At 60.9% G+C, this 24,709-nt stretch carries 20 protein-coding genes and 1 riboswitch; of the genes, 10 read left to right on the top strand and 10 right to left on the bottom strand.

Annotated elements, in window-relative coordinates:
* Positions 1-51 precede the first annotated feature (51 nt).
* A complete protein-coding gene (exbD, locus tag AC1RT6_RS05675; protein WP_472789428.1) occupies positions 52-525 on the top strand; it encodes a TonB system transport protein ExbD in 474 nt (157 codons plus the stop codon).
* Between the two features lie 2 nt (positions 526-527).
* On the top strand, positions 528-1,322 hold the full coding sequence (locus AC1RT6_RS05670; RefSeq protein WP_079446309.1) for a TonB family protein: 795 nt from the start codon (positions 528-530) through the stop codon (positions 1,320-1,322).
* Between the two features lie 57 nt (positions 1,323-1,379).
* On the opposite strand, the gene AC1RT6_RS05665 is transcribed toward AC1RT6_RS05670, so the two are convergent.
* The 4 genes from AC1RT6_RS05665 to AC1RT6_RS05650 all read right to left on the bottom strand — a co-directional run bounded on the left by AC1RT6_RS05665 (position 1,380) and on the right by AC1RT6_RS05650 (position 4,880).
* Positions 1,380-1,793 (bottom strand): hypothetical protein, encoded by a 414-nt coding sequence (locus AC1RT6_RS05665; protein ID WP_087881133.1) that lies wholly within the window; start codon positions 1,791-1,793, stop codon positions 1,380-1,382.
* A 50-nt stretch (positions 1,794-1,843) separates the two neighbouring features.
* On the bottom strand, positions 1,844-2,569 hold the full coding sequence (locus tag AC1RT6_RS05660; RefSeq protein WP_079446426.1) for a site-2 protease family protein: 726 nt from the start codon (positions 2,567-2,569) through the stop codon (positions 1,844-1,846).
* Positions 2,570-2,715: 146 nt separating this feature from the next.
* Complete coding sequence (locus tag AC1RT6_RS05655) at positions 2,716-3,657, bottom strand: JmjC domain-containing protein (RefSeq protein ID WP_079446427.1); 942 nt, start codon at positions 3,655-3,657, stop codon at positions 2,716-2,718.
* Positions 3,654-4,880 (bottom strand): GNAT family N-acetyltransferase, encoded by a 1,227-nt coding sequence (locus AC1RT6_RS05650; RefSeq protein ID WP_079446428.1) that lies wholly within the window; start codon positions 4,878-4,880, stop codon positions 3,654-3,656. The genes AC1RT6_RS05655 and AC1RT6_RS05650 overlap by 4 nt, the downstream gene beginning before the upstream one ends.
* Positions 4,881-5,349: 469 nt before the next feature.
* On the opposite strand from AC1RT6_RS05650, the gene AC1RT6_RS05645 reads away from it, so the two are divergent.
* The 3 genes from AC1RT6_RS05645 (at position 5,350) to AC1RT6_RS05635 (ending at position 8,471) form a co-directional block, all read left to right on the top strand.
* The gene (locus tag AC1RT6_RS05645; protein WP_244553448.1) at positions 5,350-6,792 is read left to right on the top strand and encodes a caspase family protein; all 1,443 of its coding nucleotides are present in this window, start codon (positions 5,350-5,352) and stop codon (positions 6,790-6,792) included.
* A gap of 192 nt (positions 6,793-6,984) precedes the next feature.
* Positions 6,985-7,272, top strand: a complete 288-nt coding sequence (locus AC1RT6_RS05640; protein WP_079446439.1) for a hypothetical protein — start codon at positions 6,985-6,987, stop codon at positions 7,270-7,272.
* Between the two features lie 755 nt (positions 7,273-8,027).
* On the top strand, positions 8,028-8,471 hold the full coding sequence (locus AC1RT6_RS05635; protein ID WP_244553449.1) for a hypothetical protein: 444 nt from the start codon (positions 8,028-8,030) through the stop codon (positions 8,469-8,471).
* A 498-nt stretch (positions 8,472-8,969) separates the two neighbouring features.
* Here the strand turns inward: AC1RT6_RS05635 and AC1RT6_RS05630 are convergent, their stop codons facing one another.
* The gene (locus AC1RT6_RS05630; RefSeq protein WP_274533951.1) at positions 8,970-9,101 is read right to left on the bottom strand and encodes a hypothetical protein; all 132 of its coding nucleotides are present in this window, start codon (positions 9,099-9,101) and stop codon (positions 8,970-8,972) included.
* Positions 9,102-9,642: 541 nt separating this feature from the next.
* Between AC1RT6_RS05630 and recA the strand changes: the two genes are divergently transcribed.
* A complete protein-coding gene (gene recA, locus AC1RT6_RS05625; RefSeq protein WP_079446430.1) occupies positions 9,643-10,734 on the top strand; it encodes a recombinase RecA in 1,092 nt (363 codons plus the stop codon).
* Positions 10,735-11,195: 461 nt separating this feature from the next.
* Here recA and gcvP read toward each other — a convergent pair whose 3' ends face one another.
* The 3 genes from gcvP to gcvT all read right to left on the bottom strand — a co-directional run bounded on the left by gcvP (position 11,196) and on the right by gcvT (position 15,675).
* Positions 11,196-14,060 carry an aminomethyl-transferring glycine dehydrogenase gene (gene gcvP / locus AC1RT6_RS05620; protein ID WP_079446431.1) on the bottom strand — a complete coding sequence of 955 codons (2,865 nt, stop codon included), beginning with the start codon at positions 14,058-14,060 and terminating at the stop codon, positions 11,196-11,198.
* Between the two features lie 76 nt (positions 14,061-14,136).
* The gene (gene gcvH, locus AC1RT6_RS05615) at positions 14,137-14,502 is read right to left on the bottom strand and encodes a glycine cleavage system protein GcvH (protein WP_079446432.1); all 366 of its coding nucleotides are present in this window, start codon (positions 14,500-14,502) and stop codon (positions 14,137-14,139) included.
* Between the two features lie 9 nt (positions 14,503-14,511).
* Positions 14,512-15,675 carry a glycine cleavage system aminomethyltransferase GcvT gene (gene gcvT / locus AC1RT6_RS05610; protein ID WP_087881134.1) on the bottom strand — a complete coding sequence of 388 codons (1,164 nt, stop codon included), beginning with the start codon at positions 15,673-15,675 and terminating at the stop codon, positions 14,512-14,514.
* 133 nt (positions 15,676-15,808) lie between these two features.
* Positions 15,809-15,913, bottom strand: a riboswitch (glycine riboswitch).
* Between the two features lie 256 nt (positions 15,914-16,169).
* On the opposite strand from gcvT, the gene alaS reads away from it, so the two are divergent.
* Positions 16,170-18,848: an alanine--tRNA ligase gene (alaS, locus tag AC1RT6_RS05605; protein WP_079446434.1), complete on the top strand. Its 2,679-nt coding sequence runs from the start codon at positions 16,170-16,172 to the stop codon at positions 18,846-18,848.
* Positions 18,849-18,870: 22 nt separating this feature from the next.
* Here the strand turns inward: alaS and AC1RT6_RS05600 are convergent, their stop codons facing one another.
* On the bottom strand, positions 18,871-20,088 hold the full coding sequence (locus AC1RT6_RS05600) for an NADP-dependent isocitrate dehydrogenase (RefSeq protein ID WP_079446435.1): 1,218 nt from the start codon (positions 20,086-20,088) through the stop codon (positions 18,871-18,873).
* A 243-nt stretch (positions 20,089-20,331) separates the two neighbouring features.
* Between AC1RT6_RS05600 and AC1RT6_RS05595 the strand changes: the two genes are divergently transcribed.
* The 3 genes from AC1RT6_RS05595 (at position 20,332) to AC1RT6_RS05585 (ending at position 23,887) form a co-directional block, all read left to right on the top strand.
* Positions 20,332-21,531, top strand: coding sequence for a TrmJ/YjtD family RNA methyltransferase (locus AC1RT6_RS05595; RefSeq protein ID WP_079446436.1), 1,200 nt, complete (start codon positions 20,332-20,334; stop codon positions 21,529-21,531).
* Between the two features lie 177 nt (positions 21,532-21,708).
* Positions 21,709-22,362 carry a KAP family P-loop NTPase fold protein gene (locus tag AC1RT6_RS05590; RefSeq protein ID WP_493029237.1) on the top strand — a complete coding sequence of 218 codons (654 nt, stop codon included), beginning with the start codon at positions 21,709-21,711 and terminating at the stop codon, positions 22,360-22,362.
* On the top strand, positions 22,331-23,887 hold the full coding sequence (locus tag AC1RT6_RS05585) for a P-loop NTPase fold protein (RefSeq protein WP_472789443.1): 1,557 nt from the start codon (positions 22,331-22,333) through the stop codon (positions 23,885-23,887). Before AC1RT6_RS05590 ends, AC1RT6_RS05585 begins: the two co-directional genes overlap by 32 nt.
* An 86-nt stretch (positions 23,888-23,973) precedes the next feature.
* Here the strand turns inward: AC1RT6_RS05585 and AC1RT6_RS05580 are convergent, their stop codons facing one another.
* Positions 23,974-24,654, bottom strand: a complete 681-nt coding sequence (locus tag AC1RT6_RS05580; RefSeq protein ID WP_472789445.1) for a hypothetical protein — start codon at positions 24,652-24,654, stop codon at positions 23,974-23,976.
* Between the last annotated feature and the right edge of the window lie 55 nt (positions 24,655-24,709).

Below are 24,709 nucleotides of genomic sequence, written 5' to 3'. Positions count from 1 at the left end.
ACGCATGTCGGTTCGATCGGCGGGGCGCGGTCGCGCGCGGCGGAGTAGGCGATGGGCGCATCGATTGCAGAAGGCGGTCTCGACGACGACGAGGATTACGCTGAAGCGCACGAGATCAACGTCACGCCGTTCATCGACGTCATCCTGGTTCTTCTGATCATCTTCATGGTGGCGGCGCCGCTGTCGACCGTCGATCTTCCGGTCAACCTGCCGACGTCGAGCGCGACACCGCAGAAGAAGCCTGACAAGCCGACCTATGTCAGCATCAAGGCCGATCTTGCCGTCGCTATCGGCGAGACCATGGTCAAGCGCGTCGATCTGGTGCGGACGCTGGACAACACGCCGAACATAACCAAGGACAGTTTCATCTTTCTGCGGGCGGACCGCGCGGTGCCTTACGGCGACCTGATGGACGTGCTGGAGATCCTGCGCGCGGGCGGCTTCACGAAAATCAAGCTGGTTGCGCTCGAGGGTGTTCCGGACGCCCAGTCCGTTCCGGCCGCGGCTAACGCAGCAAAGCCCTGACCATGTCTGAGATCATCGCAGAGCCACCGCCGTCCCGCCGTCTTTGGGCTTTGTCAGCGGCCGCCGCGCTCGCGATCCATCTCGGGTGTGTGGCGCTGGCGGTGGCTCACATGCAAACCGATGAGTCGGCCGATGATCTCGGCGCGCCGGCGATCGAGATCGGACTCGATCTGTCCTCGCCGCATCGCGAGGCGACCGACCTTCCGCCCGGGCCGGACACCGACGCATCCGTCGCCTCGCCCGCGCTTGCCGAGCAGAAGGCGGTCGAGAAGGAAACCGATCTGCCCAAGGACACGCCGACGGAGACCACCGAGCCGGATCGGATCGTCACCGAGGCCGACTCAAAAAAGCCGGTCGATGACGACCCCGAAAAGGCGGCGAAGCCGACGACGGCCTCGCAGGAATCGGCGGCCTCTGAAGCGACCGCGATGCCGAGCGTTGAGAATGCCCAGGAATCGGAGCGTTCGGTCGCGCCGCAGCAAGGCACCGGCGCAAGCGCGCGCCGAATCCTGGCCACCTGGCAGAAGGAATTGGTCGCTCATCTCGACAAGCACAAGCGCTATCCGCCTGAACACATCCAGAAAAACGTCGAGATCCTCGTCAACTTCGTGCTCGATCGCCTCGGCCATGTCGTGTCGGCCACCATCGTGAAGGGATCGGGGGATCCGGTCTTCGACAACGCCGCACTCGCCATGATGCACCGGTCCGATCCGGTGCCGCCGCCGCCGCCGCTGATAGCGGACGAGGGATTGAGCTTCACCCTGCCCGTCGTCTTCCGCGTCAAAGGCAAAGGATAAGGCGGCGATCGCTGGCGTCTGCGTCACAGCTAGCCGGATCGCGATGCACAGTCGCTATCATTGCAGAAGAAAATACCGGATGCCGACGTAAATCAGCGCAAGACAGATGAAAATCAGCGCAACCGGCACGCGCGGCCGTGTGTTCGCCGCGGAATTTGCAGCCGGCAGTGGTTGCGGAGCGGGCCGTTTGAAGGCCATGACATTGCTGGTATCGATGATCGGGTCTTTTGGCATCGACTTGATGTCGGGCGCCGTTCCGGTGCCGCCCATGTCCACGTAATAAGCCTTGTAAATCAAGTCGATGGTTGCCTCGCTCGCCTCTGCCTCCGGCATCGTTTCGACCAAACCCTTGTAGCTCGAAAGGAATGTCAGGGCTTCGGCCGGAAGTGACGAAGAGCCATTCAGCTTCACCATCATTTTCCAGGTTGCGAAGTCGGCGCGTGCCTTGGTGTCGGCACGTCTTGCAATCATTTTGTCCTGTGCTTTGATCAATTGACTACGCCCCTTGCAACGCTCTTTTATTATATATTCCCGGTGACCAGCAAAAGAAGCTGTATCACATAACCGGTGACTGTTCTCACGATGGTGGAGATCAGGTCAAGATTGAGACCGAGCTGGTTGCCGAGCACCGGAAGCAGCAGGAGGGTCCCAATCAGTATCAGCATCCCGTAGGGTTCCAGGCGGGAGAGCGGAGCAGCCAGAACGTTCGGCAGCAGGCCGACCGCGACCCGTCCGCCGTCGAGTGGTGGGATCGGCAGCATGTTGAAGACCGCGAGAATGACGTTGATGATCAACGCATTCTTCAGATTGTCAGCCACCCATTGTGTGCTGTTGCCGGGAACCAGGCCGAGCCCGTGAAATGCCGATGCCGCGACGAGAGCCAGCAGGATGTTGGTGGCGGGTCCGGCAAGCGCCACCCAGACCATGTCCATGCGGGGGTGGTTCAAGTTTCGGAAATTTACCGGAACCGGTTTTGCGTAGCCGAAGAGGAAAGGCGCGTGCGACAGCAACAGAATGCCCGGCAATATCACGGTACCGAAGGGATCAATATGCCTGAGCGGGTTAAAGCTGACGCGGCCGAGCTTCGAGGCGGTGTTATCGCCGAGCCGGTACGCGACGAATCCGTGAGCCGCCTCGTGAAAGGTGATGGCGATAACCAGCGGCAGCACCCAGACCGACAGCGTGTAGAGTGAAATGCCCGACAATCGACGACCTCGTTCGGGTGCGACTGGAACCAACCCTATCATAGGTCGCCAGGGCTATGACAGAGAGGTCAGGGGCATGGAGGGGTGTATCTCTCCGACCAAACGGGACATGTCTGTGACAGAGTGACTGGTTCAGGCGCTCGCTTGGCGGCTTTGCCGGGCAATGAAGCAACCTTTAACCACAACACCTAAGCGTCTTTCAGATAGTAATTCGCTTGCTTGCCGAGCGCGATGCGACGCAGGATTCGCCGCATCGTCATCGAGGTTCGCAACGGGCGGACCGCCGTCGTCCCCGCTCGATAGAACGCCAGCTTCACGCCATCGAATGCAGGCTGAACGCCTGGCGGTTTCTGTGGCCAGCCGAGACCGCGCAGCATCGAATTGAGGAAGTGCAGGTCGTTGGCGCGGCGGACCTCGCGCGTCTTCCAGGTAATGGCCATCGAAATCGAGTGCGATCCCGCGGTGCGTACCCAATGTGGCCATTGATAAGGCACGAAACAGCCGTCACCGCCGAACATGTGGAATTCGACACCACGCGGCGCGAAACTCTCATCATATCTCAGATTGCGGTGTTTCGTCATTGAACGCTCGATCTCGTCATCCGATACGAGGCGGCGGTCCGTGTTGTCGTAAATCGTGAAGAATTTTTCGCCGTGGATTTGGACGAAGAAGTTGTCCTCGCTGTCGAGATGAAACGGCGTCGTCGAATTCGGTGATGAGACGAACAGAAAGCCCTCGATCTGTTCAAATCCGGCGTCGCTCAAGCTGTCGAAGCCGCGCGCGCGCGCGACCGATAGCAGTGCGTCCTCGATCAGGCGGCGATACTCCGGCGCGTTTTCCACGCGTTTTAGTACCATCCAGGCACCAGCGGTTTCGATCCGCTTCACCACTTCGACCGGATCGAGGTCCACCGTCGGGATCGCATCGGGATCCTGGCTGATTGCGACCTTGCCGGAATTGTATTCGATCAGGTCACGCGGCAGCTCGGCAGCCAGTTGCGCGATGCGCGGCAGCGTCAACAGCGGATGTCCCGCAAGCCTGTGCCGGATCGCGAAGGGCTTGAGTGGGAAGTCGCGTCGAAGCGCTTCGTTGGCCGCGGCGATGACCGGCACATGTGCGGAATCATTCATGCGTTTTTCTCTTGACGTTCGCGGACGATGTTGACGACGCGGCGAGCGGGCTCGCGTAGTAGCCGGCGCAGCGAAATCGCCGCTTTTGCGAGCGGAACGGCGGGATCGTTGCGGCGAAGCGGGATCAGCACGTCGCCGATCGCAAGCCGCCCGCGCCAGATTGGGTCGATCATCGGATGACCCGGATTTGCGGTGGAATCCGCCAGGGTGATCGCGGGGTCGGCGCAGAGATGGCGCGTGAGATCGAGCGTCAACTGCACGCCGGGTGAAAACTTCGCGAAACGTTCGTCAACGCCGAGCTTGAAATAAAATGCGCGGTCCTGGTGGCGCAGCACGACTGCCGCTGCCACAGGCGTCGGACCGGCGTGCAGGGTTACGATTTCACACTGGCCTCGCTTGGCGAGTGCCGGCGCGGCGCGGCGGATGAAGGCTGCATCGCCGCTATGCTGGATCAATGCGGTCCCCCGCTGCGCCTTCCAGCCGCTGGCCTCCAGCGCGAGGAAGGTTTCAAGCGCTCGCGCGACGTCGGCGGTAGAGCGCGCGACCTGAAATGACACCTCGCCATGCTCCGCAAGACGATTGCGCTGGCGCCGCAGCTCCTTGAGCTTCTTGACGCCCAACGCCTCGCGCAGCAGTTCTTCCGCCTCGCGGGTGGCGTCGAGGCAGGCGCGCACATGGCCATGCAGCCTATGCGGCTTGAGGCCGTCGTGTTCGAGGGCTGTCGTGATGGCTTTCATGGCGGCGCCGTCGAGCGCGATGTTGCGCAGAATCAGCGCGCGTTGGCCGAGGGTACGCGCCTCGCGCAGCAGCGCTGCTGCGGCTTGATTCGCGAGGCCGTGGTCGAGCAGCGGCGTGCAAAGCGTTCCGTAAGGATCGGCGCTGACCAGAAGGGGGAGTGGAATCCGGTAGGCTCGCCAGGCGGAGATAACAGGGATCAGGCCGATGAGAGTCTCCGAGCCCGATTTGTCAGATAAAAGGTCCGAACGCGCCGTCAGCGCCGACGCGTTAGTCCGGTCGCGCGCCGAGGCGTCGAGCGCCAGCTCCCAATCCGCGAGATAGTAGCCGTTGGGTTCGACAGCACGGTCGGCAAGTGATCGCCAACGGCTGGGATCGAGCGTTGCAAGGGCCGCGGCCCCGCGGCGTGTTGCGCTTGCAGACGGGCGTGCCGTGAACCCGCGTCTCGATGAACCACGAGCCGGAGCCCAGTTAACAATATCGACCATGTACGCAATCCCCGTTCGCGGTGGCCATGAGGTGACAGGCGCGTAGCGGCGCCTCGGTGTTCATGGGGGTGGAGGTTATTTGCAACATTCGAAAGAATGCGTTGGCCGCTACACTTGTTTTTGACCTAAGAATTAACCGTGCATTCACCTTGCCCGAGACGGACGTTCAGTTGATCGCCGTTTCTTCCCGGCGTTCTTGACGGTGTGCCGCCAAACCCGCAGGGGCAGCAGATCGTGGCCGCTGATCGAAAGCGCCTGCCTTGCAATCGTTTCTACGCGGCTATCGGCCATCCTGTGGTCTGCACCACAGGCAAAATGCGAACAGGCCCTAAACCTGCCGAAGCGGTAGAGAGGACGTGGTTCGACCGACCGGCGAAGGTCGAATTGACATGCGACACATGCGCGCGTGATGAACTAACGCGGCCGGTGAACCGACAACGGTTGGAAGAGATTTGCGCGGAGCTGTTCCATGACATTTTCAATGATCCGCTCGATCGTTTTCGGGGCGATCGCTGCGATGGTGCTGACCGCGCATCCGGCTGCTGCGGAAAACCGACTCGCGCTGGTGATCGGTCAGTCGGCCTATCGCGCAGTGACGCCGCTGCCAAATCCCGCCAACGACGCCAGGGCTATGACCCAGATGCTTGGCGACGCCGGTTTCGAAGTGCTGACGGCCTCCGACCTGTCGCAGACCGAAATGCGCGAGAAGGCCGGGGAATTCGCGGCAAAGATCGCAGAGAAGGGCCCTGACACCATCGCGCTGATTTTCTACGCCGGTCATGGCTTGCAGGTCGATGGCGAGAATTTCCTGGTTCCGGTCGATCTCGATCCAAAGCGCGAAGCCGATATCCCGCTGCAGGCGGTTCGCCTGAACGACATCATAAACACGCTGACGTCGGTTCCGAGTCGCATGAGGATCGTTCTTCTCGACGCGTGCCGCAATAACCCGTTCCCCGCGATCAACAAGACGGTGGGACACGGTCTCGCCATCGTCGATGCCAAGGTGGCCGCGCCCGGCACATTCCTGTCGTTCTCAACTTCGCCGGGTGCCGAGGCGGAAGACGGCACGGGCGCCGACAGCCCCTACACGACCGCGCTATTGTCCGTCAGCCGGCAGCCGGGGCTTTCGATCGAGGAGGCCTTCAAGCGTGTCCGCCTGGAAGTCAACAAGATGACGAATGGCCGCCAGACTCCCTGGGACAGTTCCTCGTTGACGGACGGTTTCCAGTTTTTTCCCGGAGCATCCGAAGCCGCGTCTCCTGCCGTTTCCAAGAGCAAGCGGACGGTCGCGGAATGGCGCAGTGAGCTGAAAGGCAAGACCGCTGAGCAAGCGCACGAACTGATTGTCGGCGACGGCAGCGACCAAGCCTATGAGGCGTTCCTTGGCCTCTATGCTGCCTCGCCGCTCGATCGGGAGGCGCGGCAGTGGCTTGATCGTCACCGGCGTATGGCGGCCTGGAGCAGGGCGGTTCTCGCCAATACGGCGGGCGGATATCGCGCCTTCCTCGCCGACTATCCCGATAGCGATCTGACGCCGACGGCACGCAAGCTGGAGGAGCGTCTGCGCAACCGGCCCGACAATCCGGCTGTGGCGGTGGCCGCTGTTACGGCCGGCCCGACCTGTCCTTGCAGCGCGCCGTCGCGGGAGCCGAAGAAGAAAGCCGAAGCGCCGCCAAAGAAAAAACAAGCCCAGCCGTCCCGGCGTGGGGAGGCGCCTCCACGCCAGCGTCATCGCGAAGCGGACGATGTTTATGTCGACGACGTGCCACCTCCGCGCAGCTACGTACCGGTGCCGGTGCCCTCAATCGGCATCATCGGTGGTTTTGGCGGAGGAGGGTTCGGACGCGGCCCGGGCGGGTACGGCGGTTTTGGCCGGGGTGGAAGCATGGGCAGTCCAACGGGCCGATTTTAAGCACGCATTCGGCAAGTACCGGTCGGGATCGGTGCCGGCCAGTCGCACTTCAAGGTTCCCTCCCAACGAACGACACGAGTCGTTGTCGGGCGCATCACTCGTGTCTCAAGACTCACGGCGCTTTCGAGCGGTGAGCCGCTTGAAACCGAAAGGATCTGACGTTTATGCTATCCGCTGTGGGGAGGAGTTATGATGAAGATTCTACGCGCATCCATGCTTATGGCGGTTCTGGTGTCGGGGCCGGCTTTCGCCCAGGCGCCGCATTTCAATATGATGGCTGACGGGCCTGGAAAGACGCCGGAGCAGATCGAAAAACAGAAGGCCATCGAAAAAGCTTACAAGGACACGCTGCGCAAGATTCCCGATGCTGCGGGAGTCAACGATCCCTGGGGAGGCGTGCGAAACGAGGGCCAGCCCAAGGCCATCGCCAAAAACAAAGCAAAGTCCAAGATAGGGGCCGCAGGCGGAACGGCAAACTAGCTTGCCCCGGCGGCTTTCATCTTTGAATGGTGGACAACTAAGACGCCTCGCAATACGCCCCTCGGTTCCCCATCCGCGCCGTTCGGCGACTGGTGCCATGACAACAACGTCACCTGAGCGGAATATGATCGCCCGGTGACGTTGCGTCTAGACTGGGCAGTGCAATCCCCCAGCCCTTTCTCTGTCTCTGCACCGCGGCAAAGGTTCAAAAACTGCGTCTCCGCGGAAGGCAGATGAAAAATGCTACATTTTCCAACTTAGCTGGATGAAAGCTTCTGTGTTGCGGTCCAGATATAGGAGATTTTCCGACCTGTAGTTTTATCGAGGCTCACCCAAGGCCGTCGAGAAAACGGACTTTCTTAAGCCGATGTCCGCCTGACGAGGTGGACTTCGCCGCAGATTCAGGCGCTCCCCGATCATTGCCGATCATGTCGGTTCTCTTCGCGCTGCTCATGCGAGCTTGCGGCCAGGTGCGGCTGCTGATTCGGCGAGCGGACCATCAATTGGAAAGTTTTGATTAAGATTCGGCGCTCATTCTACGCAAATCTGTTTTGCGTACGGGAGAAACACCATGCTGACCACCGAACCTGGTTTGGCCCGGAATTTTCTCAATATTGCGCTAGGCGGCTTCGGCGTGCTTGTCGCGGTGCTGATTGGGGTAGCGCTGAGCTGAGACACCTGCAAGATATCCACGGTCGGCCAAAGGGCAGCAGATTTGTCCGGGTGCCATAGCTCAATCGACTGGAGCAACCGACGTGGGTAACAGTAGCGGGTTGGACAAGGGATTGATGGCCCTGATCCAGAACGTTTTGGGGACGCGCCATAGCGCGCCCCTGCCTGAGGCCGAACTGCCCGAAGACAACCCGCGCGCTTTATCGGAATCGCTTGGCGCTGAAACCGCGCCACAGCCGGAGGCAGAGGGTCCGGTTGAAGAAACCGCCGCAACGGACCAGCCGGAGAGTTACGACCGCCGCAAAACCGCCGACGAATTGGCGGGCATCATTCTGAAGGCGCTGCAAACGCTTGACGGCGCGCCGGCTCGTGGATTCGTGGTGACCGTTTACGGCGGAAACCCATGGAATGCGATGCTGACGATCAAACCGGAAGCCGGACCGATCGCCGATCCGGGCCTGTGGCGCACGCGTGTCCGGGACATGGCTGCGCGGTTACGTCAGGACTTCGATCTGGCGGAGATGTAACGGCCGAACAGAGCAGAGTGGCCTATCAGGCGCGCCCGCGTCGTGGTCCGGTTAAGGCCGCGACCAGTAGCCGTCAATCGCATGAGCCAGGAAAATGCCGGCGCTCATAATTCCAAAGACGGCAGTAATTGCTTCCAGCATCGTACTTAATCCTGCTACCCAGCGATCGCCAGCAAATGCAAATCGCGTTGCACAGTCAAAAGGATTTTGGCGGCGTTGCCGACTCCACGTCGTGCTGATGATTTCCGGCAACACTGCTGACCTTGTCTGTATCCGAATGCCGGGTAACCGTCGGCGTCGAGGCGCGCATCGATGCGGTTTAGGCTTGTCGATCGCCAGATCTAGACAATGACGGGTTGGATTCGATCGGCATCGTCAGGCCGGTCGAGGGTCCGAATCGGAAAGCAGCACACCCTTGCAACCTGCGAGGACAACGGCCGTGACGTCGTCGATCTCGCGTGCATTGATCCAGCGCGGATGTTTTCGCCGGCGACGTTTCTAAATGCCGAATGCTTGGCCAAGAGCTCTTGCCAAGGAAAAGCCGGCCCGGGTCAGGGTCCCGTGATTGTAATTCGTATCCCATTGATTGATTGCGACCAGCACGATCGCCAGCACCAGGATCTTTTTCATCACGGTAGGCTGGCACCAGACTCTTAAGATCGAATTAGGAGAGGATTTCGCGATCGGATAGGGGGCGAATAACGCGAAACCAGAACTGAAAGATGCCGCCCACTGAGATGGCCTTAATTCTTGATGCCGCACTTAAGGGCTGCTTTCTCCGCCTGCATGGCTTCGATGGCAGCGCGCATGGTGGCTCGGCTGAGAGAGTCCAAGTCAGGACCAGTAAACGAGCGAAGCTGGGCAATCTTCCTGTCGATGAGTTCACACTTCTCGCACATTGGCCATCCCGCTGGTTGTAAGGCGGGAGCGTGAAGCACTCTCAGTCACCGATAAGAGCCACAGATCGTGCGGTGATGGCTGATAAACGGCTAGGTCTGCATTTGGTTCAAACTCGAACCAGGCCACTGAGGCCGCGGAACGGGCCAGTATCCATTCACTGAAAAGAACATATTGCGAACTTAGAACAAATGGGGTACATATTTTCCATCCGATCAACCACGGCGCCATTCGTTGTCCCGCCCGCGAATCCCGTTCATAAGGAGCCCGGCCTATGTCCCAAGCTGCCCTGCGTATCGTCGAAGGATCCTCCATGGATAAGTCCAAGGCCCTGTCCGCCGCGCTGTCACAGATTGAGCGTCAGTTCGGCAAGGGCTCGGTGATGAAGCTGGGCAAGAACGACAAGTCCATGGATGTGGAGGTTATCTCCTCGGGCTCGCTGGGCCTCGACATCGCGCTCGGGGTCGGCGGTCTGCCCAAGGGACGCATCGTGGAGGTCTACGGTCCGGAGTCCTCCGGCAAGACCACGCTGGCGCTGCATGCGGTCGCCGAGGCGCAAAAAAAGGGTGGCATCTGCGCCTTCATCGACGCCGAGCACGCGCTTGATCCGGTCTATGCTCGCAAGCTCGGTGTGAATGTCGACGACCTTTTGATATCGCAGCCCGATCATGGCGAGCAGGCGCTGGAAATCGCCGATACGCTGGTGCGCTCGGGCGCTGTGGATGTGCTGATCATCGACTCGGTCGCGGCGCTCGTGCCGCGCGCCGAACTCGAGGGCGAGATGGGCGACGCGCTGCCGGGGCTACAAGCGCGGCTGATGAGCCAGGCGCTGCGCAAGCTTACCGCCTCGATCAACAAGTCAAACACCATGGTGATCTTCATCAACCAGATCCGCATGAAGATCGGGGTGATGTACGGTTCGCCGGAGACGACAACTGGCGGCAACGCGCTGAAGTTCTATGCCTCGGTGCGCCTCGACATCCGCCGCATCGGGGCGATCAAGGAACGCGACGAGGTCGTTGGCAATCAGACCCGCGTCAAGGTCGTGAAGAACAAGCTGGCGCCGCCTTTCAAACAGGTCGAGTTCGACATCATGTACGGCGAGGGCATCTCCAAGATGGGAGAAATCCTCGATCTTGGCGTCAAGGCCGGCATCGTTGAAAAATCCGGCGCCTGGTTCTCCTATGACAGTCAGCGCATGGGGCAGGGCCGCGAAAACGCGAAAGCGTTCTTGCGGGCCAATCCCGACATCACCGCCAAGGTCGAGACGGCTATCCGGCAGAATTCAGGACTGATCGCCGAGCAGATTCTGGCCGGTAGCCCTGAGCGCGACACCGACGATGACGAGACGGAAGCGGAGGATTGAGTCTTTCGTTCCCACGGAAGCACAGGCGTGCGCTTGATGATGTTGATCGCCGCGTTTTCCACCGAACACGGAGGTGTCCGGAATCAAGCCGAAGACCATTTTTCTGCCGAGAATGCTTAGGTCGATCGGCTATAGCATTTTCGAGCGAAGTGGATAGCGGTTCGCGTGAGAAAACGCGTCTAATCAATGGATGGAGTCTTTCACCGTTTCCGTAAACGATGAAGGACTCTGAGGTGAGTTTCCAAGACCCCGGGCTCGTGCGAGTCGGGTTGGTGCGATCCGCGAAGACGGGAATCTTTCGTGGAAATTTATGTCGCGCCTCTTGGAAAAGACGGGCGCTGTGGATGTTGAGTTGCCGACATCCCCAGCGTCCGGCCTTGCCATCCTTCATCCCTCATCTCTCATCCCTCTCCCAAAGGGAGAAGGATGAGAACGTTGAGTGGAATACAGCCTGTGATCTTCTACTCCGCGGCTTGCGCGTAGTCTTCGATGGGTGGACAGGAACAGACGAGATTGCGATCGCCGTAGGCATTGTCGACCCGTCCGACCGGAGACCAGTATTTATCCGATCGCGAGGTTCCGGAGGGGAAGCAGCCTTGGGCTCGGCTATATGGTCGTGACCAGGCGTCGTCGGCGATGTCATGCACGGTATGTGGTGCATGGCGCAGCGGCGAGGCCTCGACTTTCCAGCGTCCCGTCTCGATCTCGGCAATCTCGTGCCGGATCGCGATCATGGCGTCGCAGAATCGGTCCAGCTCCGCTTTCGATTCGGATTCGGTCGGCTCAATCATCAGCGTGCCGGGCACCGGAAAACTCATGGTCGGGGCATGGAAGCCGTAATCGATCAGCCGTTTGGCGATGTCGTCCACGGTGACGCCGGTTTTGGCCTTCAGTGCGCGGGGGTCGATGATGCATTCATGCGCGACCCGCCCCTTGACGTTGCGATACAGCACCGGGAAATGCGGGTCGAGCCGCTGTGCGATATAGTTGGCGTTGAGGATCGCGACTTCGGTCGCTCGCGTCAGGCCTTCGCCGCCCATCATCAGCATGTAAATGTAGGAGATGGTCAGGATCGAGGCCGAGCCGAACGGCGCCGCCGAGACCGGTCCGACCGCGGACGGCGTTGCACCGTCGGTCTCTGGGTGCCCGGGCAGGAAAGGTGCGAGATGCGCCTTCACGCCGATCGGGCCCATACCCGGTCCGCCGCCACCGTGGGGGATGCAGAAGGTCTTGTGCAGGTTGAGATGGCTGACGTCGGCGCCGTAGTCGCCGGGCCGCGACAGGCCGACTTGCGCGTTCATGTTGGCGCCATCGAGATAGACCTGTCCGCCGTGGCCATGCACGATGTCGCAGATTTCGCGGATGTGCTCTTCGAACACGCCGTGTGTCGACGGATAGGTGATCATAATGGCGGCGAGACGATCGGCGTGCTGCGCCGCCTTTGCCTTCAAATCGTTGACGTCGACGTCCCCGCGCGTATCACAAGCCACCACTACGACATCCATGCCGGCCATGTTGGCGGAGGCCGGATTGGTGCCGTGCGCGGAGGAGGGAATCAGGCACACCGTGCGGTGCCCTTCGCCGCGTGCCGCGTGATAACTGCGGATCGCCAGAAGCCCGGCATATTCACCCTGCGCGCCGGAGTTCGGCTGCAGCGAGATCGCGTCGTAGCCGGTGATGTCGCGCAGCCACTGTTCGAAGTTTTCGAACAGTATGTGATAGCCTTCCGCCTGCTCCAGCGGCGCGAACGGGTGCAGGCCCGCAAACGCTGCCCACGTCAGCGGAATCATTTCGGTGGTGGCGTTGAGCTTCATCGTGCAGGAGCCGAGGGGGATCATTGCGCGGTCAAGGGCGAGATCGCGGTCGCTGAGCTTCCGCATGTAGCGCAGCAGCTCCGTTTCGGAGCGGTGTTCGTGAAAGACCGGATGGGTCAGATAGGGTGTCTTGCGCTCGAGATCGGCCGGCAGCAAATCGGAAGCGTGCGCTTCGACGTCGGCATAAGAGAATGTGGCGCCGAATGCGCGCCACACCGCTTCGACAGTCTCCGGTATCGTGAGTTCGTCGAGCGCGATGCCGAGAGTGCCGTCTGTGTTGATCCGGAAGTTGATGCCCTGGCTGCTTGCGCGGTAAGCGATCTCGCCTTGCCGTTCGCCGGCGTTCACGGTCAGCGTATCGAAAGCTGTACTGTTCAGGGGCGCGAAACCGAGCCTCGTCAATCCCGCCGCCAACGTCGCAGTGTGTCGATTCACGGTGCGCGCGATCTGCGCCAGTCCTTCCGGACCATGATAGACCGCATACATCGAGGAGATCACCGCCAGCAGCACCTGCGCGGTGCAGATGTTGGAGGTGGCTTTCTCGCGGCGAATGTGCTGCTCGCGGGTCTGCAAAGCAAGGCGATAGGCCGGCGCCCCGCGTGAATCCACCGACAGACCGACGATGCGGCCGGGCAGCAGCCGTTTCAGCGCGTCACTAACCGCCATGTAGGCGGCGTGCGGTCCGCCATAGCCCATCGGCACGCCGAAGCGCTGCGCGGAGCCGACGGCTATGTCCGCGCCGAGTTCGCCGGGCGAGGTCAGCAGCGTGAGCGCCAGCAGGTCGGCTGCGACCACTGCAAGGCCGCCTTTAGCCTTGATCGCGGCGATGGCCGGGCGCAGGTCGCGTACAACGCCGGATGTGCCGGGATATTGCAGCACCGCGCCGAACACGTCCGCTTTGTCGAGATCGCGCAGCGGATCGCCGGTGATGAGCGTCCAGCCCAGCGGTTCTGCGCGGGTTCGCAGCACGGCAAGGGTCTGCGGATGCACTTCATGATCGACAAAAAACGCTTTTGTTTTCACCGATGATGCGCGCTCCGCCAGCGCCATTGCCTCCGCCGCCGCCGTTGCTTCGTCCAACAGCGATGCATTGGCGACATCAAGGCCAGTGAGGTCGCAGATCATGGTCTGGAAATTGAATAGCGCTTCCAGCCGGCCCTGGCTGATTTCAGCCTGATAGGGTGTATAGGCCGTGTACCACGCCGGATTTTCCAGGATGTTGCGCTGGATCACCGCTGGCAGGATCGTGGCGGAATAGCCTTGCCCGATCAGCGACGTGAACGGCTGGTTCTGCGCGGCGAGGCTTTGCATATGCGCCAGCGCTTCGGTTTCGCTGAAGCCCTGACCGAGATCGAGCGGCGCACTCTGCCGTATCGACGAGGGCAGCGCCTCGTTCATCAGAGCCTCAAGGCTCTTCGCGCTCACGGTTTCCAGCATTGCAGCGATATCGCGTGACGATGGACCGATATGGCGACGCGCGAAGGTCGTAGCGGGCTCTTCACGGGCGATCATTTGAAAGGCTCCTTAGATGCCTGAATAAAGTTATGAATGCGTCATGCCGGGCTTTGTGCCAGGCAGGATAAATTGCTCACGCCGTGTGCGCCTTGTAGGCTGCCTCGTCCATCAAACCTTCGAGTTCGCTCTTGTCGGCGATCCTGAGTTTGAAGATCCATGCCTTACCTTCTGCGTCGGTATTGACCAGTCCAGGTTCTGCGCCGAGTGCGTCATTGACTTGCAGGACTTCACCCGTAATCGGCGCATAGACGTCTGAAGCCGCCTTGACCGACTCGACAACCGCCGCGGCTTCGGTCTTCTTAAGCTGGCGTCCGACTTTCGGAAGCTCGACGAAGACGACGTCTCCAAGCTGTGACTGCGCGTAGCCTGTAATGCCGATCGTTGCAGTATCTCCCTCAATGCGGAGCCACTCGTGATCGGTGGTATACAAAACGGTCATGACAAATCCTCAACGCTTGTAATTGTGTGGAACGAAAGGCATCGCGCATACCCGCAGCGGCAGCCGTTGTCCGCGCACGTTTGCAAAAACGAGACCGCCCGTGGCGGCATGTGAGACCGGCAAATAGCCCATCGCAATCGGCGCGTTCAGGCTCGGCCCGAAGCCGCCCGATGTCACCACGCCAATCGGATCGACGGAGCTTTCATCAGCGAACAGCAGCGCGCCCTCGCGCACGGGGGCGCGGCCTTCCGGCCTCAGCCCGACGCGGCGGCGCGGCGCACCTTGCTCGAATTGGGGCAGAATGACATCTGCGCCGGGAAAACCGCCCGCGCGCACGCCACCGTTCCGCCGGCTTTTTTGCACGGACCATTCCAGCGCGGCCTCGACCGGCGTTGTCGTTGCGTCGATGTCGTGACCGTAAAGGCAGAGGCCGGCCTCCAGTCGCAGGCTGTCGCGAGCGCCAAGTCCGACCGCCATCACGTCGGGATCGTCAAGCAATGCCGACACCACGTCCTCGACCTGAGTTGCGGGAATCGAAATTTCGAAACCGTCCTCGCCGGTGTAGCCCGAACGCGAGACCAAGCAGTCCACGGTATCGCCAGCGATTCGCACCCTCTGCGCCCCGGCATCCATGAAGCGCATCGCCGGCGCTTCAGGACATATCTTCGCCAGTACGGACGCCGCCTTCGGACCCTGCAGCGCGACCAGCGCGCGATCCGCCAGAACTTCGATGGTGCAGACTTCGGAAAGGTGCTCGCGCAGATGCGCTTCGTCGGCGGCTTTGCAGGCGCCGTTAACGACCAGGAACAGGTGGTCGCCGAGATTGACCACCATCAGGTCGTCGAGTATGCCGCCGGCCGCATTGGTGAACTGGGCATAGCGCTGCCGTCCCAATGCGACCGCCACGATATCCTGCGGCACCAGCCGCTCTAACGCCAGCGCGGCGTCCCTGACGTTGCCGGATTTCGGCCGCAGCGCGATCTGGCCCATGTGCGAGACATCGAAGAGGCCAGCTCCGGCGCGGGTATGGAGATGTTCCTTCAGCACGCCGGAGGCGTACTGCACCGGCATGTCATAGCCTGCAAACGCAACCATCTTGCCACCCTGTGCCCGGTGGAGGGCGTGCAGGGGCGTTTTTTGCAGGGTCGGCGCTTCGGAAACATGCGTCGCCATCAGGGGTCCTCGTGGTTAACAGGGAAAATTCCCTGAAAACCTGTAGAAACCCCATCTGTCGCTGTGCCTGAGAGTATTATCCCGTCGGCGGACCCCTCCGGCTAGGGCCCGGGGGGTCTCTTTCCAGATGTAAACCAGTCGCGCGGTCCGTTTGCCTGAGAGTTTCCGGGGCGGTTGCTCCTTCGGCGCCGGCCTGCTTCCATTTTCGAAGCGGCCGATCTCTCCCGGCGCGACTTATAAGCAGATATGAGGAAAATACGGTTTGAACAAGGTTGTCAACGCAGTGCAGCATCTTTCAACGGATGTTATTTGGGACCCGGCCAAGCCTCTGATCCTCCTGCACACTTTCTGGACAGTCCGCCCACCCACGTCTAAAAGCGGTCGCTGGACACAATACGAGTCTAACTTGCGCGTACTCTGACCGCAAAATCGGTATCCAATTTTGCGGAATACATGCTCAGGGTCGCGAGCCTTTTTTGACGCAATGGAACACAATGAGCGGCGTTAACGACATCAGGTCGGCGTTTCTGAATTACTTCGCGGCTAACGGCCACCACATCGTGCCCTCGTCCCCGCTGGTTCCGCGCAACGATCCGACACTGATGTTCACCAACGCGGGCATGGTGCAGTTCAAGAACGTCTTCACGGGCGTCGAAAAGCGGCCCTATCAGCGCGCCACCACCTCGCAGAAATGTGTGCGCGCGGGCGGCAAGCACAACGATCTCGACAATGTCGGCTATACCGCGCGGCATCACACCTTTTTCGAGATGCTCGGCAACTTCTCATTTGGCGACTACTTCAAGGACCACGCTATCGAACTCGCATGGAAACTTGTCACCCAGGAGTTCGGCTTTCCGAAGGACAGGCTTACCGCCACCGTCTACATCGACGACGACGAGGCGTTCGAGCTCTGGAAGAAGATCGCGGGCCTGCCGGAATCGCGCATCATCCGCATCAGTGGCGCGGACAATTTCTGGCAGATGGGCGACACCGGTCCGTGCGGTCCATGCTCGGAGATATTTTACGATCATGGCGACAAGATTCCCGGCGGACCTCCGGGATCGCTGGACGAAGATGGCGATCGTTTCGTCGAAATCTGGAATCTCGTGTTCATGCAATACGAGAAGCTGCCGGATGGCAGCCGCCTGAACTTGCCGAAGCCCTCGATCGATACCGGCGCGGGGCTCGAGCGCGTGGCCGCCGTGCTTCAGGGCAAGCACGACAATTACGACATCGACCTGTTTGTGGCGCTGATCCGCGCTGCGGCGGATCTGACCGGCGCCGACCCGCAAGGCCCGATGAAGGCGTCGCTACGCGTGATCGCCGATCATTTGCGCGCGTCCTCGTTCCTGATCGCCGACGGCGTGCTGCCGTCGAACGAGGGCCGCGGCTACGTGCTGCGCCGGATCATGCGGCGCGCGATGCGCCACGCCCAATTGCTTGGCGCGCGGGAGCCGCTGATGTGGCGGCTGGTGGGTGTGCTGGTGCGCGAGATGGGCGAGGCCTATCCCGAGTTGCAGCGCGCGCGGGCGCTGATCGAGGAAACGCTTCGGCTTGAAGAGACGCGCTTCCGCAAGACGCTGGAGCGCGGACTCTCTATTCTCGACGAGAAGAGCGTGTCGTTGAAGAAAGGCGACATGTTCGACGGCGAGACTGCGTTCACGCTGTACGACACCTACGGCTTTCCGCTTGACCTGACGCAGGACGCGTTGCGCGCGCGCGGCATTGGCGTGGACATCGCGTCGTTCACCGACGCGATGGAACAGCAGAAGGCCAAGGCGCGGGCGTCATGGTCGGGCTCAGGCGAAGCTGCCACTGAGACGATCTGGTTTCCGTTGCGCGAAAAACTCGGCACGACCGAATTTCTCGGCTATGAGACTGAGGTCGCTGAAGGCGTCGTCGCTGCCCTTGTGAAGGACGGCAAGGAAGCCGGCACTCTCAAGGCCGGCGAGAGCGGGGCCATCGTTCTGAATCAGACGCCTTTCTACGGCGAGTCCGGCGGTCAGGTCGGCGATACCGGTATTCTGACCGGCGACGGCGTTCGCGTCCGCATTACCGACACGCAGAAGAAAGCGGGCGATCTGTTCGTGCATCTCGGCATCGTTGAGCAGGGTACGCTCACGCCCGGCATGGCGCTGGCGCTGGAGGTCGATCGCGACCGCCGGTCCGCAATCCGCGCCAACCATTCCGCAACCCATTTGCTGCACGAAGCGCTGCGGCAGGTGCTTGGCGATCACATCGCGCAGCGCGGCTCGCTGGTCGCGCCCGATCGGCTGCGGTTCGACTTCGTTCACAACAAGCCGATCAGCGCGGACGAGCTGCGCCGGATCGAGGACATCGCCAACGATGTCGTGCTGGAGAACGGCGAGGTGACCACGCGGCTGATGGCGGTGGATGACGCGCGCGAGGCGGGCGCGCGGGCGCTATTCGGCGAAAAGTACGGCGACGAGGTGCGCGTGGTGTCCATGGGTGGCACGGGACGGCAGGGCGCGGCGAGCAATGCGCTGGGCTGGTCGGTGGAGCTCTGCGGCGGCACCCATGTGAAGCGCACCGGCGATATCGGCCTGATCTCGGTGACCGGCGAAAGCGCGGTGGCGTCCGGCGTGCGCCGGATCGAGGCGCTGACCGGGCATCATGCGCGTCGTCACGCCAACGACGCCATCCAGCTTGCGAAAACTGCGGCCGGCGAGTTGCGTACTACGCTCGAGGACATGCCGGCGCGGATCACGGCGCTGGTGGAGGAACGCAAGAAGCTCGAGCGTGAATTGTCCGAGGCGCGCAAGAAGCTTGCCATGGGCGGCGGCGGGACTGCAAATGCAACGTCGGGCGCGGCGGGCGTGCGCGATGTCGGCGGCATCAAGCTGATGGCGCGTTCGGTCGAAGGCATCGAGATCAAGGATCTCAAGAGCCTCGCGGATCAGGGCAAGAAGCAACTCGGCTCAGGTGTCGTCGCGCTGGTCGCGACCAGCGATGACGGCAAGGCCAGCGTCGTCGTCGGTGTGACACCCGATCTGGTGACCCGCTTCTCGGCGGTCGATCTGGTGCGCAAGGCGTCCGAGGTGCTCGGCGGCAAGGGCGGCGGCGGCAAGCCGGACATGGCGCAGGCCGGCGGACCCGATGGGGCAAAGGCGGGCGCAGCGCTCGACGCCATCGCCGCGGCGATGGGCGCGTAACCGGGGTCTGCGCGCCCGGGCGTTACTCCGGTCCCGTCGCTTTGGTCAGGTTGTCAGCCACCTTGTCGAGGAAGCCGGTGGTGGAGAGCCAGCGCTGGTCGGGGCCGACCAGAAGCGCGAGGTCTTTTGTCATGAAGCCGGACTCGACGGTGTCGACGCAAACCTTTTCGAGCGTGGTTGCGAAATTCGCCAGCGCCTCGTTGTCGTCGAGCTTGGCGCGATGCGACAGGCCGCGGGTCCAGGCGAAGATCGAAGCGATCGAATTCGTGGAGGTCTCCTTGCCTTTCTGATGTTCGCGATAGTGCCGCGTCACGGTGCCGTGGGCGGCTTCGGCTTCGACCGTTTGGCCGTCCGGCGTCAGTAGCACCGAGGTCATCAGGCCGAGCGAGCCGTAGCCCTGCGCTACCGTATCCGACTGCACGTCGCCGTCGTAATTCTTGCAGGCCCAGACATAGCCGCCGGACCATTTCAGTGCTGAGGCCACCATATCATCGATCAGGCGATGCTCGTAGGTCAGCCCCTTGACCTCGAAATCCTTCTTGAACTCCCGGTCGTAGATATCCTGGAAGATGTCCTTGAAGCGGCCGTCATAGACCTTGAGGATGGTGTTCTTGGTCGACAGGTAGACCGGGTAGCCGCGCAGCAGGCCGTAATTGAGCGAGGCGCGCGCGAAATCGATGATGGAATCGTCGAGATTATACATTTCCATCGCGACTCCGGGGCCGGGCGTTTTGAACACCTCGCGCTCGATCACCGTGCCGTCCTCGCCGACGAACTTCATGCTCAGCGTTCCCTTGCCCGGAAACCTGATGTCGGTGGCGCGGTACTGGTCGCCATAGGCATGGCGGCCGATGATGATCGGCTTGGTCCAGCCCGGGACGAGGCGGGGCACGTTCTTGCAGATGATCGGCTCGCGGAAGATCACGCCGCCCAGGATGTTGCGGATGGTGCCGTTCGGCGACTTCCACATGTGCTTGAGGCCGAATTCCTTCACCCTCGCTTCGTCGGGGGTAATGGTGGCGCACTTCACCCCGACGCCAACTTTCTTGATGGCGTCGGCTGCCTCGATCGTGATCCGATCGTCGGTCTTGTCGCGCGACTCCATCCCGAGGTCGAAATACATCAGGTCGATATCCAGGAAGGGATTGATCAGCTTGTCCTTGATGTATTGCCAGATGATCCGGGTCATCTCGTCGCCGTCGAGATCGACGACGGGATTGGTCACCTTGATTTTTGCCATGGGGGCTCGGGCCTTTTCGGGATAAAGCGCTTGGAGGGACAGCCTGGACGGCTCGGGCTATAGCATCGCGGCAGCGCAGGCGGAAGCCGGACTTGGCGGCCGGCTCTCACCTTCCGCCGGAAATTCAAGACGCTTCATAAACTCATTATTTCACTTGAGAAAAAGTTGTATAGGCGCAATCGAAGACGTGGGCCGCAGCGCCGTTGAACCAGAATCTCAGCTTGAACTGAAACACGAGGCAAGATGTCCGGCACCGACAGGACGAAAACCGGCATCGACGTCGTCGGCCCCACCGTCATTCTGGTCGAGCCGCAGCTCGGCGAGAACATCGGCATGGCGGCGCGCGCCATGGGCAATTTCGCCCTGACGCGGCTGCGCATCGTCAACCCGCGCGACGGCTGGCCCAATGTCGCGGCGCAGCGCGCGGCGGCGGGCGCCGACCACATCCTCACGCGCGTCGAACTGTTCGACACCGTGGCCGAGGCGGTCGCCGACTGCACGCTGCTGTTCGCGACCACCGCGCGCGCTCACGATCAGGCCAAGCCGGTGGTGGCGCCGGAAGCGGCGGCGGTCGAGGCGACCGCGCAGATCGCGGCTGGTGGCCATGTCGGCATTCTGTTCGGCCGCGAGCGCGCCGGCCTCCTGAACGAAGAGGTGGCGATGGCCGATCGCATCATCACCTATCCGGTCAATCCGGGCTTCGCCTCGCTCAACCTGGCGCAGGCCGTGCTGCTGATGGGTTACGAATGGTTCAAGCTGGTGACGCGAGGCGAGCTGCCGTTCGCGATGCCGGAACGCTCGGAGCGGGCCTCCCAGCACCAGATGCAGGCGTTCTTCGACAATCTTGTCAGCGAGCTCGACAAGGTGGAATTCCTGCGCCCGGCCGAGAAGCGCGACACCATGCTGGTCAACCTGCGCAATATCTTCACCCGCATGGAGCCGACCAAGCAGGACATGCACACGCTGCACGGCGTGGTGATGGCGATTGCGGAAGGGCGCAAGGGACCGGCCAAGGGCGGCGTGCTCGACGGCGCGCAGGCGACGCGGCTGCGCGCGCTGCTGGCCGAGCAGGGGCCGGGCGGGGCGTCCGCGGACAGCAGCAGCACGGTGCGCGGGCTGGCGCGGCTGCTCAGACGAAATCCCACCGATGCCGAACGCATCCTGTGGCAAGCGCTGACGCGCGACCGCCGCTTCGCCGGCCAGTTCAAGCGCCAGACCCCGGTTGGTCGGCACATTCCTGATTTCGTGTCGTTCGCGCAGCGCATCGCGATCGAATTGGTGAACGCCAACGAGAGCGACGCCATCGCGCGCGACCGCGCGGCGCGGAGCGCGTGGCTGGCCGAGCGCGGCTATCGTGTGGTCGATATCGAGGCGGCGTCGGTGGAGATCGATCTCGCGGGCGTGCTGGATGGACTGGCGTCGCAGATGGCGGCTGGGCCGTAGGGCGCGAGGTCGGTAACGATTGAGAGTGATAGTAGTAGCACGTCCGGATGATGCTTGAGGTGTTCGATTAATGCAAACCAGCAATCATTCTTTGCCGTTACTATAAGGTTCGCATCGTCAACACGAGTCGTTTTGATCGCTGCGGCAGTGCGGCTGCGCCCGGAGATTGGTGAACCGATGGAAGAATCCGAATGGACGCATAACGATCAGCCCATCACTCAACCGTCCGATGACAGATTCGGGATCGATCCTTTCGCTAAAACGCTCGCGGCTAGTATTTGTAAGATTAGCGCTCCCGAGGGGACCGTAGTCGCTTTGAATGGGCCATGGGGCTCCGGAAAAAGCAGCGCAGTCAATCTGATCCAGTATCACTTAAGGGACGCTCTTGAGCGGGACGAAATCGCCATCGTCAATTTTGCTTGTTGGTGGTTTCGCGGTGAAGAGGCGTTGGCACTTGCATTTTTTCGGGAATTCTATGCCGGCCTAGGCCCCTCACTTGGCGACCAATTCAAGAAAGTGTTGCCAAAAATCGGCGCGCGGCTTTTACGTGCGGGTTCTATAGTCAGTGCTGGTGCCGACCTAGCCGGTGCCGGAGGCGTTGGATCAGTTGCCGCGGGTACCATGTCGTGGCTTGCAGATATGATTCATACTGAAGATACCGTCGAGAAACTTCACGCGGATCTGACCAAGGTTCTCAAAGAGCAGAAAAAGCGCTTTCTCATCGTGATTGATGATATTGACAGGCTATCGCCGGATGAAGCGCTGTTGATCTTTCGCCTTGTGAAATCAATTTGGTCGTTTGCCCAACGTTATTTATTTGCTCGTGTTTGATCGCCATTTGGCCGAAGCGATTGTATCCGAGCGCTACCCGTCCGAAGGTCCGCATTATCTAGAAAAAATCATTCAGGCAGGATTCGACGTTCCGCAGCCGCATCAAACCGATCTGAACCACGAATTGCTTCGCAATATCGATGCTATTTGTGGTTCGCCTGCCGAGGATTTCTTAGTGCGGTTTATGAACGTCTTTTATGACGTGATTGCTGCGGAAATTCGCACGCCCCGCGACTTAATACGCCTTACAAATGCTCTCTCTGTCACATGGCCCGGAGTTGGTGGCGAAGTAGATCGTGCCGACTTTGTCGCCGTAGAAGCGCTTCGGCTTTTCCGACCCGGAGTTTACCGGGCGGTTCGCGACAACAAGGAAAGTCTTTGTGGCGCAGGTGACAAATATGGGCGATCTGGTCGCGATCTCAAAGCAGAGACGGACGCGCTGTTTCTTGGCTCGGTTGATGTCAAGGAACATGAACGGATGCGGCGGGTGTTGATGCGTTTGTTTCCGCGTCTGGAATCTGTCTGGAATAACCTCAGCTACGGAGAGGATTCAGTCAGTAAATGGACGCGAGAACGTCTAGTTTGTTCCGAGGAGCATTTCGAATCCTACTTTCGGTTTTCAATTGGCGACAACGTATTACCACGCGAAGAAATCGAAGCGCTGATCGCGCGCGCATCAGATGGGGAGTTTGTAAAGCAGAAACTTCGTGAAGCGCTCGCCATCACCCGAAAAAATGGGAAAACCAAGGCTATGCTCATTCTCGATGAGCTTAACTTTCATGCGGAAAAGATACTAGATAAGGATGTCGAGCCCCTCCTGTCGGCAGTCTTTGAACTTGGTGATGAACTCGATGTCGAATCAGACAAGGCGGGCGCCTTCGATATCGGCAATAACCAGCTTCGCATCCATTGGTTGTTACGTCGGTTGACGCTTGATCGCTTCGATTTAGGCTCGCGTTCCAAAATTTTTATCGAAGCCGCTCGGAAGGCCGCATTGAGTTGGCTTTTAGATTTTTCCCAATCTGCTTACGGTGACTACCACCCTCGGGAAGGGAAAAACGCCGAGCCGGAAGAAAAGTGCCTTACGACTGAAACAGATGCCAAATCTCTTCGGCAAACGGCACTCTCACGTCTTCGTGCCGCGAGCCAATCCGACGAACTCGTCAGATCGAGACGTCTGGCGTATCTGTTATTTATGTGGCGTGATCTCGCTGATGATGAAGGAGCAGAAGTGAGAGCTTGGACCGCTTCTCGCATGAAAGGCGACGCAATGATCGCGGTTTTTGCTAAGGCCTTCACATCGCACTCATGGAGCCAAGGCCTCGGCATGGCGGGCCTCGGGGACAGGGTCGCCAAGCGCAACACCCGCGCGGGCGTGGATTCGATCGACAAAATACTCGACAAAGCAGCGTTTCGAGCTCGCGTTGAAGAAACTGCTGGCAAGAATACACAAGACGAAGCTGGGGCAGCGGTTCGTGAATTCTTGGCCGCGTGGAAGCGTCAGGATGAAAACCCGCATGATTAGAACTTAATGTTCGGCCGCTCTTCTTGATTCACCAGAGACCTCGTGTCCTGGCCTTCGAAGAGTCTTTGAGCAAAGCGGCGTTGTTCCTACCTCCTTCTCGCGCCCCTCGGCCTCAACGCCGGGTGATCCTTCTCTATCGGCAAATTCGCATCGATCACCAAATCCAATGCCTCCTGCGGGGCGCGGTCGATGTCGACGCCGCCGCGGCGCATTTCCTTAAGCGCGGCGCGGACCGCCTGATCCTGCTCGAGGGTCTGCTGTCCCGTGCGTGACGGGCCAAGGAAAGCCCAGCGGCGCCTGTTACCCTGCGCCGCCAGCTTTTCCATCTTCACGACCTGGAACGCTCGCATCAGTGTGTCGAGATCGGTGTCCGGGTTGTCCTCAAGCTCGCGGACCATGCGCTCGGCAACCGCAAGCAGCCGCACCGTTAGTGTGCTCAGCTTCTGCCTCGGCCCGGCGCGCCAGAGCGGCACATCGCAACTCGAGCGTGGCGCTAATGGCGGACGCGTCCAGCCATAGCTGCGCTTCCAATGCGAAATGGTGGGTTCACAGACGCCGGTCCTCTCCCGGATTTCGGCGTAGCTCAGAGTCGTCTGCTCGAACAGGTGACGGACCGTCTTGACTGTCAAATCGTCCCATGCCCGCCGCGCGCCGGGTGGCCTGTGACTCCGCGGGATCGGCTTCGGTCCATTGGGCGGTCCCTCGGCCGGTTCGTCTGGCTTCACGCGAAGGCGGGTGAGGGCGGGCGGCGTGCGGGGCAGGATCATGACGCGGAATATAATCCTATATCGCCGCGCGAGCAAGAGGATGAGGGGTAGCGTT

This window comes from Nitrobacter sp. MLSD-S21 (assembly GCF_058809865.1).
The sequence above is the reverse complement of the archived record's forward strand: the minus strand, read 5'-3'. Positions and strand labels throughout refer to the sequence as shown.

Coding starts and splice junctions, on each gene's coding strand:
- AC1RT6_RS05665 (WP_087881133.1), bottom strand. CDS start 1,793: ATGATTGCAAGACGTGCCGACACCAAGGCACGCGCCGACTTCGCAACC.
- gcvT (WP_087881134.1), bottom strand. CDS start 15,675: ATGGCGACGCATGTTTCCGAAGCGCCGACCCTGCAAAAAACGCCCCTG.
- AC1RT6_RS05660 (WP_079446426.1), bottom strand. CDS start 2,569: ATGATAGGGTTGGTTCCAGTCGCACCCGAACGAGGTCGTCGATTGTCG.
- AC1RT6_RS05595 (WP_079446436.1), top strand. CDS start 20,332: ATGTCCGGCACCGACAGGACGAAAACCGGCATCGACGTCGTCGGCCCC.
- gcvH (WP_079446432.1), bottom strand. CDS start 14,502: ATGACCGTTTTGTATACCACCGATCACGAGTGGCTCCGCATTGAGGGA.
- alaS (WP_079446434.1), top strand. CDS start 16,170: ATGAGCGGCGTTAACGACATCAGGTCGGCGTTTCTGAATTACTTCGCG.
- AC1RT6_RS05645 (WP_244553448.1), top strand. CDS start 5,350: ATGACATTTTCAATGATCCGCTCGATCGTTTTCGGGGCGATCGCTGCG.
- AC1RT6_RS05590 (WP_493029237.1), top strand. CDS start 21,709: ATGGAAGAATCCGAATGGACGCATAACGATCAGCCCATCACTCAACCG.
- exbD (WP_472789428.1), top strand. CDS start 52: ATGGGCGCATCGATTGCAGAAGGCGGTCTCGACGACGACGAGGATTAC.
- recA (WP_079446430.1), top strand. CDS start 9,643: ATGTCCCAAGCTGCCCTGCGTATCGTCGAAGGATCCTCCATGGATAAG.
- AC1RT6_RS05580 (WP_472789445.1), bottom strand. CDS start 24,654: ATGATCCTGCCCCGCACGCCGCCCGCCCTCACCCGCCTTCGCGTGAAG.
- AC1RT6_RS05640 (WP_079446439.1), top strand. CDS start 6,985: ATGAAGATTCTACGCGCATCCATGCTTATGGCGGTTCTGGTGTCGGGG.
- AC1RT6_RS05600 (WP_079446435.1), bottom strand. CDS start 20,088: ATGGCAAAAATCAAGGTGACCAATCCCGTCGTCGATCTCGACGGCGAC.
- AC1RT6_RS05650 (WP_079446428.1), bottom strand. CDS start 4,880: ATGGTCGATATTGTTAACTGGGCTCCGGCTCGTGGTTCATCGAGACGC.
- AC1RT6_RS05655 (WP_079446427.1), bottom strand. CDS start 3,657: ATGAATGATTCCGCACATGTGCCGGTCATCGCCGCGGCCAACGAAGCG.
- AC1RT6_RS05670 (WP_079446309.1), top strand. CDS start 528: ATGTCTGAGATCATCGCAGAGCCACCGCCGTCCCGCCGTCTTTGGGCT.
- AC1RT6_RS05630 (WP_274533951.1), bottom strand. CDS start 9,101: ATGAAAAAGATCCTGGTGCTGGCGATCGTGCTGGTCGCAATCAATCAA.
- gcvP (WP_079446431.1), bottom strand. CDS start 14,060: ATGATCGCCCGTGAAGAGCCCGCTACGACCTTCGCGCGTCGCCATATC.